This is a genomic window from Bacillus sp. HNG, from assembly GCF_003400205.1.
Lineage (GTDB): Bacteria > Bacillota > Bacilli > Bacillales > Bacillaceae_L > Ferdinandcohnia.
The window spans coordinates 37,246-55,562 of record NZ_QUQV01000017.1 but is presented as its reverse complement, the minus strand read 5'-3'; the positions used below and the strand labels follow the sequence as shown (position 1 = coordinate 55,562).

Sequence of the window (18,317 nt, the reverse complement as noted above, 5' to 3'; positions counted from 1 at the left end):
AGTCATTCTGATTTTAATATATATTTTATTGTTTTTCAATAAATTTTTATTAATTTAAATAACATTTTTATTGCATTTTTGTTTTTAAGCAAAAATAAAAAGCATTCCTCCTTTTAAGAAATGCTTTATAACTTTAAACCATTTAATTTATAACCTGTACAATTAACCTGCTTCGTTAGTCGAATAAGAAAAAGGGAGCGCCTTACCAATTCATTCTTGTACTCTTACACCCTTTAGTTAAATAGAAGAATTTAGACTTTTCAGGCTCAACTCGATAATTGGTTACTCACAGCTAATCCCCTCCAATTTTGTTACAAAATGACTTATCTTGTACAATTCTGCCTCGTTAATACAACAAGAAAAAGCTGTTCTTGTGACAACTTTAATCTTCACTCTTGCACCCGTTAGACTTTATTATGTGAAAAACATACTCATTTGTAAGAAAAGGCTAAACTAATGCAACTCCATTCCCTATATAATCAATAAAAATATGGCTGAATACAGATAATGATAACGTAATCCAAAGTTTTACAACTGATTTCTCTAAAAATAACTTTCTTATTATTAACACAATATCGGAACTAAAAACTATGAATGTCCATATAAATCTCCAAAGAACTTTGTTAAACCTGGTGCAATGGCAGCAATACCACCAATCGTCAAAACCAAAGTTCGCTTAGTCATAGAATGGATAATGTTTATTAAGAAATACATATGTTATACAAGCAGCAAAATAAAACTTTGTTAATCTATACACCGCTTTTTACCTTTGAACTAACCTGCACTGAGCACAATTAGAAAAGCACCTTTTTGGTGGAATTCAATAGCTTAACAAAATATTTCTTTTTCCTGTCAGATTTCATTTCACATTTCGTATAACACTTTTCCGTCTGCATCTAAAATTTGGTAATGAAGACTATGTATTTTATTATAGATATCATGATTTAATTTTTCGTAAACAACATCTTTCTCGGTAATGTTAATCGTTGATTCATAGATATTGTTTTCATTTTCATCTTTTAAAATATATCTGACAGAATGAGCGTTAGGATAATCAAAAACCCCGCCCCAAAAAGCTCCGAATTCACTGTTACCTACTGTACTAACTGTTATGTTTAAACCTTGAGTATATTCTCCAGTGCCTGAATCATATTTATATCCTAGATAATCCTTTGAAAAAGTATTAATACTTAAAAACGGTTGACCAGTATTATCTTCGTTATAAAATATAACAACTTTATCGTATTCGTCCTGAAATAAAACATCAACATTCATATTTCCATTTTTTCTAATGGCATCTTTTAGCGTAGACGACGAACAGCCCGCCAAGAAAACGAACATGAAAAATAAAAGATAGAATTTTTTCATAATACCTCCTGAATTAAATCTCAAGTTAAATAATCTGCATCGTTTGTTAAATATGGGATTCAACAAAAAAGGTTGTTAATCCTTCTTAGATCAAAGCACCTGTCTTTTAAGATGATCTTTTTTTTCTTTCTTTTTTCTTCCACAAATTAAAATACCAACAAAAAAAGATCCCCATCCTATAATTTTAATCATAGCTTTACCCATAACATCCATGTCATTGTTCGTTAGTCCAATCAAAAAAGCACCAATGATAATAAGTGGGACAGCAATTAAAAATCTCAAGTTATTAAAGCCACCTCTTATGAATAATTCAAACACAATTTAAACTTTCTTATAGACGATCCTGCTCCGTTAGTAAAATACTTCAACAAAAATAAACGATAATCCTTCTTGGACTATCGTACCCTTTAGTTGAGCAACCCCATCACTTATAAACTATTCATAATTTCCTTTGATTTAATGATAGTATTCTCGATAATAAAAGTTTCCCAATCCATTCATATAAGCTTCTTTATTCATATCTAATGTTAGGTGGGCTACTAGGCATTCATCCAATCAGGGCTTTGACCATGAGCATAAACTGGTTATTAGTCTAATTTCAATAAGGAGTGAACTTCTAAATATGGAAATACGACAAATGCCACTCTATGCACTGAATCCCTGGGGGCTTCAAAATTGTATTTATCGTTTCACCTTTCTGAGGCTTAGAAACGGTGATAGTTTCTGGTTTTTTTTAACGACTGTAGGGGAATTAAGAGTTTATGGTTATAGGTTTTTCGGCGGAAGATGGAATCAATATTCGGTTGCTTTAAGCGATATTGTTTCCTTCTATTGTTCTCCTCCGACTCCAACTCTATATTAAAACACTGCGTGTGCCCTTCCATCATGTATAGAACGTTAATCATTTCGGTTAGCGTTCTATATAATGAAATTAAACTAAAATTTGCTTTTTAGTTTAATAAATAAAAAGACCGCCACAGCGAGCATCATCTTGTGCTCTAGCACCCTTTAATTTAATTACACTTCGTCACAATAGAATGGGATAACGAATTATTAAACCCACTCTTGTCCATTTCATATTGGTAATTTACGAATAAAAATAACCTCCGTACTCCATAGTTTTTCACCTTTCACAGGACACACATTATTATGGGGGTTCTTTAATTAACAATAATATCAATAGTCCAGCATGTTAAAATCAGTTACATATACTGAATTAACATCAAAAAAGGAGCTGTGGGCTATGAGTGGATATGGATATGGCCATGGTACGAATTTTGTACTAATCGTGGTCCTTTTTATTCTTTTAATTATCGTAGGCGCTTCCTTTGTCCATGGTGGATATTAATTCAAATAAGGTATTCCTAGTGAGGCTGAACCTTTTTTCATATCTATTAAGAAACAGGCGTTTCTTCTTTTGTGGAAACAGCCTGTTTTAAAGAAAGCATTATTATTTGGAATCTTTTTTAGTTTTTTAATAATGGTGGTGATGGTGGTAAGGGTAGTGATGGTAGTAAGGGTAGTGATGGTAGTAAGGGTAGTGATGATGGTGGTACGGATAACCAAATCCAAAACCTGGACCTCCAAACCCTAGTCCTGGTCCAAAACCAAAACCTGAACCTGGTCCACCTAAACCAATGCCTGGATACTGTCTGTTAATGTACATAAAACATTCATCCTCCTCATTTCATTTAACAATACAGCATATGCATTTTTGGGTAAATGTTCTTGGGTATTTGTCTTGATTTCTAGATTTTATATGACATTTGCTGAATCCAAAGGATAATACCCGTCTAATCAAATTGCGAAATAAATTATTATTTAAATTTAACGTTTTTCCAACATTTTTACCTGTCGTTTTATCTTTTTTTGAATATACTGTTATTGTTCCAAATAACTGTTTCAACTTGGGAATCCCTTGCCTTGGAAAAGTAGTGGGATCCAACATTTGTCACTTTAAAAAACCTCATATAAAGGCGCATCTAAGGCTATTACATTTCATGTAATGGTCTCTTTTTGCTTCGCTTTTTGTTTCTACTTCGACATACGTGAAAAGGGGTTGGGTTTCTCATTAATCTATAGGGCGTCTTTGACATTAGGAAATACCAAACGTGCCCCTTGTTATTAGGCCACCACTTGCTTGCGATAAATGCAGTAACGTGTTTATTTTGATATAAAATGTCTCTTTGTTTCGTTCCTTTATTGGGTCTTTCTATTCCTGATAAAACCCGGAAAAATGGGCATTCATACGCTTCAGGTTTATGTGAATATAAATTCAACTCACCTTCGACTCCCTTTCGTTTTTATTAATCACCATATAAACAAAATAAGCATTAATTATTTTTGGAACAAATAATTCTTTTAGGAACTAATCAGAGGTTCCCAATCCTCTAATTGTCCCCGAGTAATTTCGGGGGTTTCCATTTAATGATTTCATTGAGCCTACATATACTTCTTCAGTAAATGTAGCGATTTCTTTATAATGTTTAACGATTTCAACAGTAGTGGCTGAAACATTATGATTTGGAATATCCTTAAAACCTACCCATTTTAATGAACCTTCATCAATTTCAATTAAGGTAGGATTTTTTGACACATTACCAAAGAAAACATATTGTATCCGAATTTCTTGACTTTCCTTTAATCTAAGCACAATGTATCTAAGTGATAGATCTTCTATGCATTCACTCCTTAAGCCTGTTTCTTCTTCAATCTCTCGTGTACACGCTTTTTGAGGTTCATAAATTTCGTCACCCTCGATATGTCCCACAATTGGAACTAAAACCCTGCGAGGAAAGTGTCTTTTGGCTTTTTTTGAAGAAACAAAACTTCTTGTTCTTTATTTAAAAGTAACGCGACTGCCATTTGTCCGAATCTCAAAAATTCTAACATACTATTTACTCTTTTTTTCCGTTTATAAATTTTTACTTCGGCATCTTTCTTCCACTATCCTTCCATACGATTCTTTTCGTTCAACAGAACAGTGTATTAATTATTCTTAAATCAACACTACCCGATTGTTTATTAAGCAATTAAAATAAAACATCGAGCTTTCCCTTTCCTAATAAAAATTTCCCTTTATTCCTTAAAAACTTGGGAGAAATCTCTCAAGCTCGATCTTCACTCACTATCAATAAACAAAAAGACAGCAACTATATGCTGTCTCATTTTTCAATACATAAAATATTCCTATTTACTAATCTCCATAGTTTGTTGACTTAAAGTTTCTTTCTTCATTTCTTTTAAACCGAAAAGAACACGGAGAAAGTTAACTCGACGAATAAGAAAATGGTACAAACTCATAATGATCAAAAATGCTGTAGCTACTAAAAAAAATAATTTTACAGGTACCAACCATCCTAAATTATAGATGAAAAATCCTAATAAAATAATTATAGGTTGATGAAGAATATAAAACGGCATAGATGCTTCACTTGTATATTTTAAAGCTCTACCGGAAATGTTCAAATATTTGTCGCCTAAGAATAAGATAAAAAATAGCAAGTTCCATACCAAAAGGACACGAATTATCATGAATATTGCCCAACTGATGGAAACATTCATCGGAAAACCATAGAACATAACCCAGAATATATATGAAGCTGTACAAACTATACCTAAAACACCAGCTAAAAAGCCAATTTTACGCACAAACTCCCTTAACGATTCTCTGGAAAAGAAGTAAAATCCTAAAATATACAATAAGAAATAAAAGATTATTCCCCAACTCGCTAAATTTACAATACTATTGACAGTTAAAGCGGCGACTGTAAGGGGGATAGGAATTAATAGGTAATGAAGAATATTAAACTCTTTTCCACTCACATTTTTTCTAGTTTTTAAAAAAAGTGGCAACGTAATGACCGAAAAAAGTAATAACATTAAAAGATACCAAAGGTGGTGTCCAAAAAATGCAAAGTTACCATTTCCACCAATTTCTAAATATAATCCGTCAAAGTAATGAGGAAAGAATTGTAGGAAAGAACCTTTAAAATGATTATTCGTAATTCTTTCAATATACACTTGAGGTGGTGACAATAGAAAGATTCCTAGAAGTAAGGGTATTCCAAGTCGTAAAAAACTTTCTTTCATAAAACTTTGAGCATTTCTTCTTTTTAGAGCGTGATAAGTAGCAATTCCAGATATAACAAAAAATATTGGCATGATCCAATTTCCCACTAAGAGGGAAAAAAATTCGATATATGTATGGTTAATTTTATTGTTTTTAATGTGCCAATCAAAAGAATTAAAGAACATTGAACAATGATAAAGGAACACGATGAACATAACTAATACCTTTATCCAGTCTAAATCGTAATGTCTAGAAAATTGATTCCTAACTTCCATAACTTTCCCCCTTTTTAGACAATTTTATATCTTTCATAAAACTAAGTACACTCATTTTTGAATATTTTCATCCTTCTTCGACTATCACTACCCGATAGTTTAAGAAGAAATCTTTAAAGTCGGAGATCTAAATCATTTAAAGACCCTTCAATATTTATCCAACTTTCTCCGCCAACTCTAAAATAATACCCTCTGGACCACGAACGTAGCATAACTTATAGCTTTCTTCATATTGCTGTATCTCACTAAAGATTTCCGTACCCCTCCTTTTCAACTTTGCAACAACAGCTTCAATATTTTCAACAGCAAAGCAAATATGTCGGATACCCAGCGTATTTGCAAAAGGTTGCTGAATATCTTTTTCATCTGATGGCGTATAAAATTTAACTAGTTCTATCCATGTCTGACCATCTGGCATCCCCAATCCTACACATGCCGTTTTAACACCATTAAGCCCAACTATTCTATCCAACTGTTCACCATCCAATTCCCATTCCGCTTGCACTTCAAGTCCTAAATCAAGAAAAAACGCTTTAGCCTCTGAAAGATCATTTACGTTTATACTCACATGATCTATTCTATTGATCTTCATATCTCGTCCTCCTATGTACCTGTTATTTTCAATACCTGTGTTCGTGTAAGGTTTTATAAAAAATTCTCGTTCAAAACAGGAAAATATTCTTCTTTAACACACCTGCCACAATCGTTGAAAAAGCGATAGTTGTGTACTAATAATGTACCCGTAACTTTAAAAAGAAAATTAAATTTATTGATTAGGATTCATTGTCTTAATAATAAGCAATTCTCTAATAAATGCACCTAAAGATAATAAACTTCCAATAACCAAAAATAACGATACAACTCGAACAAAGTTATATGGGGTAAAATAACTTGTATACTTCCCGATATAAGAAATACTTCAAACAAAATAAAGCCAATTTTAAGTTGTTTTTTTCTTTATTCCCTTCCATCTTTTATCTCCCCTATTATTAAAGATACCTGCCCTATACTTCAATAAAACCCTTTAGTGTGTAAGAAAAAACGATCCTTCTATATTGAAGAATCGTGCCATTAAGTATCTATTTATTTTCAAATTATCCCACTATCCCAAGGGATTGTACCAAGAAACGTGCCTATAGTAAGATCAAGGTGTAAACAGTTTCCATTGTCCTTCGGATAAAACTTCTACCTCTCCTTCGATTACTTTGATTGCTGTTTGATCGTCAATCGCATACGCAGGTCCCTGCATCCCGGCTGCCCATCTCTCTGCGGCAGCCATGGTGTTTCCCGGCAGCATCTCGTGATCCAGGTGTGGAAAGATTGAAAAATCAACCAATCTCAGTGTTTCATCACCACCGCCTGGTGGAGTCCAGCCAACGAAGTATTCCCCTATGTTAGGTGCCAACACCATGCTCCCAGCACTCATTCCCACATAGACAGAGTTCAGTGACGGTAAAAGGTCTGCCATACCGGATTGACGCATCCAGTGGCACAGGTAAAGGGCGTCGCCGCCTGACACCAGCAGTACATCTGTCTCTTGTACCAGAGGTATCCAGCGGTCTTCGTCGATGCTTGGAAGTGCTGTGAGCTCCAACACGCCGACGGATTTCCAACCGAGATCGACCATGGGATTCTCTTCTTTCCCACTGATGAACTGCCAGGCTTTGACGCCAGGGCCAACCCAAGGGTGTCCATACATCGCAGTGGGGATGCACAGGGCGTTAGAGTCAGCAATCGGCTTGCCCAGCATGTCAACCAGCGCGTCGTGGATGGTTTTGTTATTGATGCCTCCAGATGTAAGCAGAAATTTCATAACTTCACTCCTTGTTTTTGTTTGGTACTGTCAAATTTGTTCTTACTTCTAAGCTAGAAAACCCTAACTTTATGAATGATTAGAACACTTCTACAGATTTATTGTTATTCGATGTTCAGCTTATTTGTCTATTCGAATACCTAGTAAAGCTCAATCTGTACTATACTTTACAATTCTACAAAACTAATATAAATCCTTGTTCAACTATTCTGCTTCTTTACTTCAATAAGAATAGCCATACTTCCTTCTTGAAATATGGCACCCTATAGTTGAAGTACAAATTTTCACAATCATTACCTAACTTGTGATTATCGATTAAAGATTTATAAAAGTATAAATATTCATACAGTCAATCCCTGTTTTAGGGTAAAATACAAGTACAAAAACTGGAAAGAGATCAAAAGGAGATAAATAATGGAAATACTAACACAAAGACTGAAATTGATTCCTTGTACAGAAGAGTCAATATCCATCATTAGAACATCAGAAGATTATGAAATGGGTCCCCATATAAATATGTATTTAAGAGAACTAAAAGAAGATTCTACTCTTTTTGGTTGGGGTGTATGGTTTGTGATTAATCAAGAAAATAACACTATTATTGGTGATATTGGTTTTAAAGGCAAACCTAATTCAGAAAACATCGTTGAAATTGGATATGGGATTGTACCTTCCACTCAAGGTAAGGGTTATGCAACTGAAGCAGTTCAAAAACTTATAGAGTGGGCTTTTTCAGATAAAAACGTAACTAAGATAGTTGCTGAATGCCTTGATGATAACGTTCCTTCAATAAGAGTGTTAGAAAAGTTACAAATGAACAGAATAGGTTCAGAAAATAAAATGTTAAAATGGCAATTGGAAAAGTAATCTGGAAGTTTCAATATTAAAAAACCTAATTTTTCAGCAATAAATGAGAAATTAGGTTTTTTCATTAATAGAAAAAGACTTATAAGTATTTATCACTAATCACTTTCATATGGTGTAACTCGTGCCCGACAATGCCATATGCAATGGTACCTACCGAAACTGAGCTGTTCATTACAGTCCCATTACGAACCCACGCTGCATCATCAATAGTTGAAATAAGGCTTAACGTGTTCGTGCGTACCGTATCTAAACCAGCTAGTAACTGCTCCCAGGATAATTTGTTGAAGTTTGCCGCAGAAACGTATTGATCCTGATCCATTGCTGGGAGTGGTGCACTTTCATTTCGTGCAATGGCAAGCATTCGATACGACATCACACGTTCCGAGTCGGTCATATGCCCAATCACTTCTTTTAAAGTCCATTTCCCGAGTGCGTACGCCTTCCTTGCTGACTCCTCTGATACGCTGCTTAAGAGGGTAATGGTCTTAGTTCGTTGCTTACTAAGTATTTCTTCAATATCTCCATCTGGCACAAGACTAACATACCTATAATGCTCTGGATTTTCAATAAATAATGGTCGTGGACGCACAAGAATCCTCCTCATCGGAATATTTATTATGGTTCTGGGCTAATATTCGACTGTCAAGAAGATATTTCCTTTATTGCAATGTGTATTCATGCCAATTATTTTTATCCATATTTTACCACAAAGACAAATGAATCGTTCAACTATTCTGCTTCTTTATTTCAATAAAAAAGGCTAATCTTAGCTCCCGTAAATTGAAAAAAATGATTGTTAACTATTCAAACTTAAGCAAATCAGAAATAAATTCATTTATTTTACCTTTTAAAACTACACCGTGCCCCGTACATAAATACTCAACATCGTATTTGGAAATTTTTTTTAACCCTTCGATAAATAAACTAAAATTGTGCTGTTCTCTCATTTCCTTGTTTTGAGACCATTCAGAAACAAACTGCTTATATTTTTCCTTCTCACAAATACCTATATCTACAACATTACCGCTCAATTGTTCTCCAAAAAAACAGAGATGGTCTCCGCAAAATAACACTTTACTTCTACGTTGATATAGTAAAACAGAACCTTTAGTATGGTGTCCAAGGAGAACACATTCTAAATTACTTACAGTTAGACCGATATCTGGTAGTTTCCTATTTAGTTTGTTTCTAATATTTTCTGGAATTAGTTCTAAATCCTGATTATGAATATAGCCTTCAATTTCACCTAAAAATTGGATTGCTCCAATATGATCTTTGTGACCGTGTGTGGCAATAAAATGAGTTATATCACTTTTAAAAATTCCTTTCTTTTTTAGTTTGGAAAACAGGAAGTGAGAATGTTCTTCCTTCCCTGAATCAATAAGAATAATATTATTGTTCTCGAGCAACAAATAGCAGTTATTATAAGAGTTCCAGGTTTCATCCCACAATAAAAAAGCGTACACGTTTTTCGTTATTTCTTCGAGATATGTTTTCATTCTATCCCCCCAATTACTTTACTTATTAAGTAATATTCGCTCATTTTTTTGTTAATACCTTCCTCCACTAAGGTGACTTAATCCTTCTGGGATCAGAGCATCCGATAGTTCAGACTCCTTATTCCTCTAAGCTAATGAGCAAGTAGTCCGTTTGACTACTTAAAATAACCTTTATGTCATCTTTAATATAAATAGTTCCAGTACCTTCACGCCAATCGATCTTCCATCCTACTTTATTTAACTCTAAGAACAAGTAAAAGCTTACCTCTCTAAGTCTAATAAAACATTAAAACCCACATCACTAGTACATCGTGTTCGTTCAATGAATCGCTCTTTTGATGAGTATATGAAGAAGGACATATCAGAAAAATCCAGCAGCTAAGATTAAAGAGCCAAAGATAGGGAAAAGAATCTCAAAATTTTTAACAGAAAAGGAGATTGAACATCTTCGAGAAGGTTGCTTTTCACCGAAGGGAAAAGCTCTATTTGAGTTTATGTGAAAGCCAAGAAGATAATGATGCAGCTGTCTTTGCAACTGAAAGACATCCCCACCGAATGAGCATAGCACCAACACGATATATCATTAAACGAATATCAAAACGTGCAGGTATTAACAAAGTAATCTATCTGCATCAACTGAGTCACAGGTATGCAACCCACATATTAAATAATGGTGCACCTTTTGAAGTGATACAGAGTTTTAAGGGTCATGAGAAAAGTGAAACTACTCGAATATTTGCAGAGTTAAGTGGTCGTCTCAGGAAGGAGTTTTATCAAAAGTATGTCTAAAAAAATTTATGGAGCAACTTGTTTTAATAACTGGTTGCTACATTAAAATATTTCAACCGCTAGTTGAATAAGAAATTTTTCTAGTTAAGTCCCCATACTCGATTTAAGTTTAACTATTATCAAATACGCAATCTGGGATAAAATAACAAATCCAAAAAAGGACTTTGAATGTGTCCAATTATGTAAAATAAACATTTCCCCTTTTATAAATAGAGGTTCAATAACATAAGCGAATAGTGCCGAACCTAGTATAGACAAAATAAAATAGCTATAAAATCTTTTTGAAAGTTGGTAAATAACCATAAATAACACAGGAATTACTGTAATATCTGCTGGAAACAAGGGAGGAATCATTGGTAACAATTTGTCTGGATAACCCCATAAAATCAATTCTCCGCCAATCACATCCAAAAGCGATGCCATAACTGCCCATATAAGTCCATAGCTTAAAATTTCAAAGGTTCTCTTTTTATCGTGAAATATAAGCCATAAAATCCAGGGGATAATTGTAGCAGCAAGTAATAACCACCATTTCCAAGTGAATACATCATCCTGAATCCAATGCTTAAAAGCAACATCTTTTAATGTTTCTCTAGCTTCTTTAACATCTTCATACGACGGTTTCATTGGCTTTCATCCCCAATCGCTATCCTACATATAACTTTTCCATTTAAAAAGTTACTATTCTTACAGCATTTGGTCTAAAGTAAAAGTTATAGAACTCCCTCAGTTTGTTTAATAACATTTTAGCTTTATAACTCCATATAGTGACTTGAATTTGGATAAAGATTTCCCTTTGTAAATCCGATTGCACAATAAAATTTGTCAGCTTGTTCGGTATCTGTATGAAGCACCAAGATTTTATAATATCTTTTTGCTTCATCAATTATCCTTTTTACAAGAAGGCTTCCTATCCCGCTTCTCCTACACTCTTTACTGACATAAAACCTTCTCAGCCTACCTATATATTGTTCATTTAAAAATGGGTCTTTATTTAATCCACCAATAGCAACAAGTACACCTTCTTCATTAAACATACCAAACAAACCTTCTCCATAATGGTCAAAAGTATTACTGCCATTTTTATAATCATTTATTAGTCTTTCTACAAAACGATAACTCTCTTCTTTGCTTTGTTTTACTAAACTATCCACATCATAATTCAATAGATTGTTAATTTGCTTTACCTCATATTTCCCCATATATATCACCTCTTATTGCGTAATTCTTGTTACCTGAAAAACGTTAACGAAAATAGGCGATAATCCACGTTGGACCGTCGCCCCATTGTAACTAAGGAATCGCATTTTTATGGAATTGAAACCATACAAACCCTTGGTTTAAAACATGTTCAGGATTGGGATGATCATTCCATCACCTTTTGACCTCAATTTTCTCTGGTATCGTTGTCCAGTACATTGGGTCTTCTAAACCCAGTCGCCAAATCCCGATTCCTCTTAAGTCATATTTTTCTACAAGGTCTAACTTAAACCGAAGGCTCTTGCTATTCTCAAACCATACCTGGTGGCTGTGTTGTTCTTTATCTACGTAACTGAAATGAGGTGTTTGTGAATCGGAGTCCCATATCACTTTCGATTTATATTTTTCTTTCTGATCTATTAACTGTGCATAGGAACTATACTCAGCTTTGTCTGCTGTTGTATCCCAGTCCCATCCATAACCTGCGATACCCAGTAAAATCTTTGATGGTGATACTCCCTGTTTCAAGGCATAACGAATCGTTGCTTCTGTCCAATCAACTGAAGCTGTTGGACCGGGTTTTGTTCTTGGATTGTGTTCATCGTATGTCATAATCATTAACCCATCCGAATGTCGGCCAAGTTTTTCGTAATCAAACCACGGAGACCAAGGATTAGCGCGGGAATCGCCAGTGTTTGCTGGGACTGAAACGGTAACTACTTTTCCATCACGATGTAGAGCATCAGACAATTCTTTTATCATCAGACTAAAGGAATCTTTGTCAGTCAAATTCAAATTTTCCATGTCTATATTGATACCATCATATTTAAACTGTGCTATTTCATTGCGTAGGTTCTGAATGAAAACATTCCGGTTTTTATCGTCATTAAGTACATTACTCGCTACTTGCTTTCCCTTCTCCACGGTTTCATAGAAGAGATTATGTACAACCATATATACCTTCAAGTTTTTATCGTGAGCACTCTGAATAACCTTACTTTTATGATCTGATGAAACGGAAGCTATAAGATGGCCTGGACGTTTATCATCAAGCTTATACCAAAAAGGTGCAATGATGCTTAAACTGGTGAATTGCGAGTTAACTGTAGGTTGAGAGCCTGGATACGTTCCTTCCTGTTCTGTGTAGAAACCTAACACTTCACGGGGAGTTTTAACATTTTTGGGTTCCTCTTCACTTTTGGGCTGACTACACGATGACATTAGTAATAAGACCATGCTTAACGAAATGATGGTGAATGTCCGAAAATAATTTCTCGCCATACTACACCTTCTTCTAATTTGGTTATTACTTAAGTTGATTAGAAAAGGTGTTTCTTATTCACGAATTGATTTTCTTCCCCTTAAAGGATTTCGGAAATAAGAGCATCTCAAATTAATATAAGTACATCAGTTTTAATAACAACCTTCTTAAACCCTGCTATTTCTACTGACCCTATAAAAAATGTATTTTTTACTGAATGGACTTGTGGTCGTTGAATAGGAGTCGATCTATCATAGTTGAATATTCGTCTGCAACAAGTGCTGCACCCGTACTATTTAAATGTATGCCATCCAACGTGAAGTGAAGTCCTCGTTTTTTTGATAACCTGTCAATGCTAGTTGGATTCTTATAAAAGAGAACATCAAGCATCACTCTCATCACTTTGATACTGATATAATCTGAACTAGTTACTCTAGAGAGGTGTATCTCAAATACGGAATGCATATCCAGAAAACTTACATTTACATGATTTTTAGAGAGGGATTGGATGATGGAAGATAAATTTTTTATTTCTTTATTGAATTCATTCTGTGAAGTTTCACCCACTATGGCTGGCGAAACCGTAACCACCTGTTTAGAAGACGCAATAACCAACTCTAATACTTTGTTGTAATACTCCTCAAATTCCTCGGGATTGTTTGCAACAGGCTGCGCTTGGACTCTCAACAATTTTGAATAAACATCATTGACTCCAATCCAAAGGAAAATAAGATCATAATCTAATTTTATTTTTGTTAAACGTGTGTGCAAACTTTTTACTGTCTCCCCTGGTTTACCAAGATTATCAAATGTAATTTTTGGATAGTTTTCTTTTAAAATATTAACAAAAGACACTCCCGGTCGACCTTCTGTTAAACTATCACCAATTAGTCCAATCTTCATTGTTAAATTCCTCCCTTTTAATGGCCTTAACAAAATCGTAATTGCTATGGTTCAAGTCATCAAAAAGTGCATTAACCTTACTTGGATTATTGCACCCTTATTTCCGATTTAAATCTTCTTCTAATTGTTTCTCTATCTCATCATTACTTACTTTTTCCATCTGTTCTTCTTTAACTTGTAGATGTTTTGAAATTAATAATAGTAGTTGCTATATACCAAAACATCGAGTCTCCCCTACCTTTCAATATCACTAAACATCCGGCGTATCAGCTAATTTCTCCATCTTCAACAAAAATAAGCGATAATCCATTTTTTGATTATCGCACCATTAGGCCAGGCACCATAATTTGGTTATCCTCTAATGATATCCTGTACCCAATTAATTCCCTCATTGACAAATGTTTGTGTTGGATTTGTATGGGGTGTATGTTCGAAAATAAAAAACACACCAGAACTTTTCGATAACTTATAAATCAAATCCCTTACTTTAAAATGGGAATTGTCTTTTTCATGAGATGGGTGAACAGGTACCCATATGTATTTATTATTATGAAACTCTACATTGTGTAGATGAACTACTTTTATATGCCTTGTCCATTTCTTGATATGTTCTAAAGCTTTATCACCAGTCGCTAACAAGTAATCCCCTATATCTATGCACAGTTTTATGCCATACTTGTCCCAAATTTCAATCGGAAATTGATCAAGAGCTCTTATCCCAAACGCTGATCTATTAAGACCCAGTTTCGGTTCACAAACAATAGATATCGAATATCTTTCTTGAAGCTTATGTAATCTTTTTAAGCCATTTTCAATCATTTCAGTAGTATCTATGTCTTTTTCTTCTTTAAAATAAGGAAAGTGGACTAAAATATACTCAGCCCCTAACTGGGACATATATTTAACTTCTGATTCAAACTGTTCCCACGCCTGTTCAGGTTCGTATTGTACTTTTTCAAGCAGATCATATTTACTTTGATTTCTATACAAAGGGGAGTGTAGACCAAATGTAAGTTTTTTCTTATGTAACAAATCTAAGAAATTATGTAACGACTCTTCGCTTGGAAACTCACCAATCTCAATATGACTTACTTTCTCATTAGTAAATAATAAAGGGAATTTATCAGGTTCTGTCATAATCACACTTCCAGAAAGTCCTATACAATTATGCATTTTTGTTACTCACACCTTCCAAATAATAAATACCTTTTGTATATTTTGCCATCTTTAGAACCTGAATTTTAGCTTAAGGTATTTTTATTAACACAAGGGTTCTTCTAAGTGCTAATAAAAGATAGAGTAGTGCCGAATATATTATTACACTTACGATGTAGTATATTCCTAAAAGTTTTGGTTTTGTAGACACTTCCCCTACACCATGAGCAAGATTATACCATTCAAGTTGTGAGTAATAAGACCAGATAAAAACTAAAGTAATGACCAACATTAGAAGAGCAAGGATCGCTTTTTTATGCATCACAATTTTAATTAAACTATCTATAAAAACATGTTTGAATGCTACATCAATGCCTTTGTAAGATTTAAAAGTTACCAAACTTGTAAATGGTGTTAAGAAGTAAATAAATAATGCACCCCAAACAATCCCGAAAACTATTATCTCTGTAACCAATAAACCTCCCCCTCTCCATAACCTAACAGTTTGAATACGTTTAAATATGATTTCCCCATTTGGTTTTTTCAATCCGTACTTATAACTATAAATTCTTCTTTCAATCGTATATTCTTTTCTTGTTTTGAATTGATGTCCCGCTCAAATTCCTTTATCCATTTATAATCCAAAGGTGCATTCAATACTTTGTAAACTTTGTTTGATACAATTACATTCCATTCAAGTGTATATATTTCCATTTCCCCATTTTTGTATCCAAGGTAAAGTTCAAATCGTTCATTTTCATAATTAGAGACCCAACCATCCTTATTTGTTAGTTTTACTTTGTATTGATTTAAATAGGCCGCGAGTTTATTAATAGCTTCTTGGTCAATTTTTGAAAGTTTAAATTCATAAGAGTCTTTATACTCAGTAACTATATGAAACTTATCAACATTATCCATATCTAACAATTCATCCAAGTTTTGCTCACGATACGTATAAGTGACAATTAAAACTACACCAATTATTAGTAGCAACAGAAATGCATACGAATATTTTTTCAAAAATATCCCCCTAAAATCACAGTTAATTGCTTATTAATTTCAACAAAAGAAGTGATTATCCTTCTTGGATCATGACATGGTATTTGGATTTGGTACAATTAAAATTGAAAATAAAAAAGTTGATGAGTCTGCTAAACCGTAATAGGGTTAATCGTTATTTTTAATTATCTCGAGATAGAAAGCTACGGTTTTAGGGGGATTTGATTCTCTAATATAATCACAATAAACACGTACTTTTTGGTTAATCCTAAGTTGTCTAAATGACATTTTATCCTCCAAATCCTTACTATTAGATACATTAATGCTACTCGCACCATACCCTGTAACATAACCTGAAACTCTTCCTACAAAACTTATTGGCTCTTCTGCCAACCAGATAGAATCAATTCGTTTGGAAACTACATACCCTTCGATAATCATATAATTATCAGGAAGTTCTCTAAAACCAGAAGGTTTATTTTGAGGTGGAATTGCGTTAAGGATCACAAATATTACTAAAGGCAGTAAAAAAGCTAACAGTATACTTTTATATTGTAGAATCTTAACCATGTTAAAACCTCCTCAAAACAACATTCACTAAAGTTGGATAAGAAATTACGAGGGTCATTTATCTCGTAATACGGCTGCTAAAAATATATACAAATAGATAGAAAACCCAACAGTTACGAAAAAAATAGTCCTTACAATTAGTGGAGAAATACCAAGAGACTCAGCTATTCCTCCACATACTCCAAATAGTGCCCTATCAGTGGTTGATTTAGATAACTTTTGTAACATTTCAATTCCCCCTCTAAGTATTGTTATGTTACTTAATTGGTTCATAAACTTGTTTGACACAACAACTTTTTTTATTTTTTATTCTTTGCTAAAGCTGTTAATAAAAATAAAACCAGCAATGATAGTTCCCAAACTAAATATAGGGTTTGTGTAGGTTAGAACATTGGGAATTGGGAATGAAAGGGGAATGTACCAATAAAAAGATAGATACATCATAGGTAGCCCAACCAATAAAATCTTATAAAAATTTAGTGTCCATTTTCCCTTCTTTTTCATTTTTACTAAAAAGTCAGGAAGTCCCAGATACACCCCAATTGGGAAATACATTAAAACTTTTAGTATTTGCCAAGGATATATTCTAAACTGTTCATTCGACATGTAGTGAAAATAGGCATTTACATTGCTGACAAAAACGAACAAAATAAAGAAACCCAAAAAATATAATAAGTAACCTAACACCTTTTTGTAATTTACTTTCAAACGTTATTTCCTCCCCACTTCATTTTGATTAACAAAACTGTTTATTACATTCGAATGCATCCACATTTACATTTATAACTTCAATGCACTATGGGATAATCCTTCTTTCGCTATTGCTATCTTTTAGTTTTTAGCCCGCAAAAAATTGGCATTTTCTAAATGCTAGACTAATAAAAACGGACCTTGATAGGTCCCTATTACAGAATAACTTTATTAATGGTTATCTCCTTTTAACTAAACGGCTCCTTAGGTACCATTAGTTAGAAACTTACTTTTTCAACCTACAAATCTAGAGCTAATCTCACCATATCCTTGCAATGTATTCCATTTTCGAAAATTACATCTGAATAGTGCCTAATGAAGAAATCTATATCAATACCCACTATTCTAAAACCACATTTTTGATAGAGTGCTATTTGTCCAATGCTTGAATTTCCAGTACCGACTTCGATGGTTCTGTATCCCATCGACTTAGCTACTTCAATTGCATTCATTACCAATTGTTTACCCACTCCTTTGCCTTGGTGGGTTTCTTTTACTGCTATATTTACCAGCTCCACCGTTTTAGGTCTTGTCGGGAGTAGTACATATACTCCAATGATTTGACCAGCGCTTTCAGCTACAAAGCATTCTCCCCTTTGCATATATTCCTCAACGAGTATCCTCGAAGGGTCAGCTAATATCAATAAATCCATTGGGGGCTGTTCATTGATATTTAGTTTACGAATGACCATATTTCTCTCCCCTATTATCTGGATTTTTTTTCATTTTTTCTAATATATTTTTTCAGTTTCCTCTTTTGTCAGTTCATACAACAACTAATAGCATCAATATAACT

At 33.8% G+C, this 18,317-nt stretch carries 21 protein-coding genes and 2 pseudogenes; 3 read left to right on the top strand and 20 right to left on the bottom strand.

Translation table 11 applies throughout. The annotated features are described in order from the left end of the window. Positions 1 to 864: 864 nt before the first annotated feature. Positions 865 to 1,368 (bottom strand): hypothetical protein, encoded by a 504-nt coding sequence (locus DZB84_RS21125; RefSeq protein WP_116354279.1) that lies wholly within the window; start codon positions 1,366 to 1,368, stop codon positions 865 to 867. 90 nt (positions 1,369 to 1,458) lie between these two features. Next, a complete protein-coding gene (locus DZB84_RS21120) occupies positions 1,459 to 1,650 on the bottom strand; it encodes a hypothetical protein (protein ID WP_116354278.1) in 192 nt (63 codons plus the stop codon). 961 nt (positions 1,651 to 2,611) lie between these two features. On the opposite strand from DZB84_RS21120, the gene DZB84_RS21115 reads away from it, so the two are divergent. After that, positions 2,612 to 2,716 (top strand): YjcZ family sporulation protein, encoded by a 105-nt coding sequence (locus DZB84_RS21115; protein WP_116354294.1) that lies wholly within the window; start codon positions 2,612 to 2,614, stop codon positions 2,714 to 2,716. A gap of 126 nt (positions 2,717 to 2,842) precedes the next feature. Here DZB84_RS21115 and DZB84_RS25065 read toward each other — a convergent pair whose 3' ends face one another. The 5 genes and pseudogenes from DZB84_RS25065 to DZB84_RS21085 all read right to left on the bottom strand — a co-directional run bounded on the left by DZB84_RS25065 (position 2,843) and on the right by DZB84_RS21085 (position 7,528). After that, entirely contained in the window at positions 2,843 to 3,034 is a 192-nt protein-coding gene (locus DZB84_RS25065; RefSeq protein ID WP_189655334.1) for a hypothetical protein, read from the bottom strand. Positions 3,035 to 3,736: 702 nt separating this feature from the next. After that, positions 3,737 to 4,162: pseudogene (locus tag DZB84_RS21100) on the bottom strand (NUDIX domain-containing protein); the annotation flags it as partial. Positions 4,163 to 4,557: 395 nt separating this feature from the next. Continuing rightward, a complete protein-coding gene (locus DZB84_RS21095) occupies positions 4,558 to 5,715 on the bottom strand; it encodes an acyltransferase family protein (RefSeq protein ID WP_116354276.1) in 1,158 nt (385 codons plus the stop codon). Positions 5,716 to 5,869: 154 nt separating this feature from the next. After that, a complete protein-coding gene (locus DZB84_RS21090; protein ID WP_116354275.1) occupies positions 5,870 to 6,307 on the bottom strand; it encodes a VOC family protein in 438 nt (145 codons plus the stop codon). Positions 6,308 to 6,859: 552 nt separating this feature from the next. Next, entirely contained in the window at positions 6,860 to 7,528 is a 669-nt protein-coding gene (locus DZB84_RS21085) for a Type 1 glutamine amidotransferase-like domain-containing protein (protein ID WP_116354274.1), read from the bottom strand. Between the two features lie 414 nt (positions 7,529 to 7,942). Here DZB84_RS21085 and DZB84_RS21080 point away from each other — a divergent pair, with 414 nt between their 5' ends. Beyond that, positions 7,943 to 8,395: a GNAT family N-acetyltransferase gene (locus DZB84_RS21080; protein ID WP_116354273.1), complete on the top strand. Its 453-nt coding sequence runs from the start codon at positions 7,943 to 7,945 to the stop codon at positions 8,393 to 8,395. Positions 8,396 to 8,474: 79 nt separating this feature from the next. On the opposite strand, the gene DZB84_RS21075 is transcribed toward DZB84_RS21080, so the two are convergent. The 3 genes from DZB84_RS21075 to DZB84_RS25495 all read right to left on the bottom strand — a co-directional run bounded on the left by DZB84_RS21075 (position 8,475) and on the right by DZB84_RS25495 (position 10,147). Further along, positions 8,475 to 8,984: a DinB family protein gene (locus DZB84_RS21075; RefSeq protein ID WP_116354272.1), complete on the bottom strand. Its 510-nt coding sequence runs from the start codon at positions 8,982 to 8,984 to the stop codon at positions 8,475 to 8,477. Between the two features lie 211 nt (positions 8,985 to 9,195). Further along, positions 9,196 to 9,894: an MBL fold metallo-hydrolase gene (locus DZB84_RS21070; RefSeq protein WP_116354271.1), complete on the bottom strand. Its 699-nt coding sequence runs from the start codon at positions 9,892 to 9,894 to the stop codon at positions 9,196 to 9,198. A gap of 118 nt (positions 9,895 to 10,012) precedes the next feature. After that, positions 10,013 to 10,147: a hypothetical protein gene (locus tag DZB84_RS25495; protein ID WP_262983991.1), complete on the bottom strand. Its 135-nt coding sequence runs from the start codon at positions 10,145 to 10,147 to the stop codon at positions 10,013 to 10,015. 112 nt (positions 10,148 to 10,259) lie between these two features. Between DZB84_RS25495 and DZB84_RS25575 the strand changes: the two are divergent. Next, a pseudogene (locus DZB84_RS25575) lies at positions 10,260 to 10,683 on the top strand (tyrosine-type recombinase/integrase); the annotation flags it as partial. A gap of 84 nt (positions 10,684 to 10,767) precedes the next feature. Here the strand turns inward: DZB84_RS25575 and DZB84_RS21060 are convergent. The 10 genes from DZB84_RS21060 to DZB84_RS21010 form a co-directional block, all read right to left on the bottom strand. Then, positions 10,768 to 11,310 carry a CBO0543 family protein gene (locus tag DZB84_RS21060; RefSeq protein WP_116354270.1) on the bottom strand — a complete coding sequence of 181 codons (543 nt, stop codon included), beginning with the start codon at positions 11,308 to 11,310 and terminating at the stop codon, positions 10,768 to 10,770. A 125-nt stretch (positions 11,311 to 11,435) separates the two neighbouring features. After that, positions 11,436 to 11,885: a GNAT family N-acetyltransferase gene (locus DZB84_RS21055; RefSeq protein ID WP_116354269.1), complete on the bottom strand. Its 450-nt coding sequence runs from the start codon at positions 11,883 to 11,885 to the stop codon at positions 11,436 to 11,438. A gap of 172 nt (positions 11,886 to 12,057) precedes the next feature. Then, entirely contained in the window at positions 12,058 to 13,164 is a 1,107-nt protein-coding gene (locus DZB84_RS21050; protein WP_116354268.1) for a glycosyl hydrolase family 18 protein, read from the bottom strand. Between the two features lie 190 nt (positions 13,165 to 13,354). Next, on the bottom strand, positions 13,355 to 14,047 hold the full coding sequence (locus tag DZB84_RS21045; protein ID WP_116354267.1) for an SGNH/GDSL hydrolase family protein: 693 nt from the start codon (positions 14,045 to 14,047) through the stop codon (positions 13,355 to 13,357). Between the two features lie 351 nt (positions 14,048 to 14,398). After that, the gene (locus tag DZB84_RS21040; RefSeq protein WP_223254526.1) at positions 14,399 to 15,184 is read right to left on the bottom strand and encodes a TIM barrel protein; all 786 of its coding nucleotides are present in this window, start codon (positions 15,182 to 15,184) and stop codon (positions 14,399 to 14,401) included. A gap of 109 nt (positions 15,185 to 15,293) precedes the next feature. Next, positions 15,294 to 15,677, bottom strand: a complete 384-nt coding sequence (locus tag DZB84_RS21035) for a hypothetical protein (RefSeq protein ID WP_116354265.1) — start codon at positions 15,675 to 15,677, stop codon at positions 15,294 to 15,296. A 68-nt stretch (positions 15,678 to 15,745) separates the two neighbouring features. Next, positions 15,746 to 16,222, bottom strand: coding sequence for a hypothetical protein (locus DZB84_RS21030; RefSeq protein ID WP_116354264.1), 477 nt, complete (start codon positions 16,220 to 16,222; stop codon positions 15,746 to 15,748). A 147-nt stretch (positions 16,223 to 16,369) separates the two neighbouring features. After that, the gene (locus tag DZB84_RS21025; RefSeq protein WP_116354263.1) at positions 16,370 to 16,771 is read right to left on the bottom strand and encodes a DUF3221 domain-containing protein; all 402 of its coding nucleotides are present in this window, start codon (positions 16,769 to 16,771) and stop codon (positions 16,370 to 16,372) included. Between the two features lie 54 nt (positions 16,772 to 16,825). Beyond that, entirely contained in the window at positions 16,826 to 16,999 is a 174-nt protein-coding gene (locus DZB84_RS21020; RefSeq protein WP_116354262.1) for a PspC domain-containing protein, read from the bottom strand. A gap of 761 nt (positions 17,000 to 17,760) precedes the next feature. Next, positions 17,761 to 18,213 carry a GNAT family N-acetyltransferase gene (locus DZB84_RS21010; protein WP_116354260.1) on the bottom strand — a complete coding sequence of 151 codons (453 nt, stop codon included), beginning with the start codon at positions 18,211 to 18,213 and terminating at the stop codon, positions 17,761 to 17,763. Positions 18,214 to 18,317: the final 104 nt, after the last annotated feature.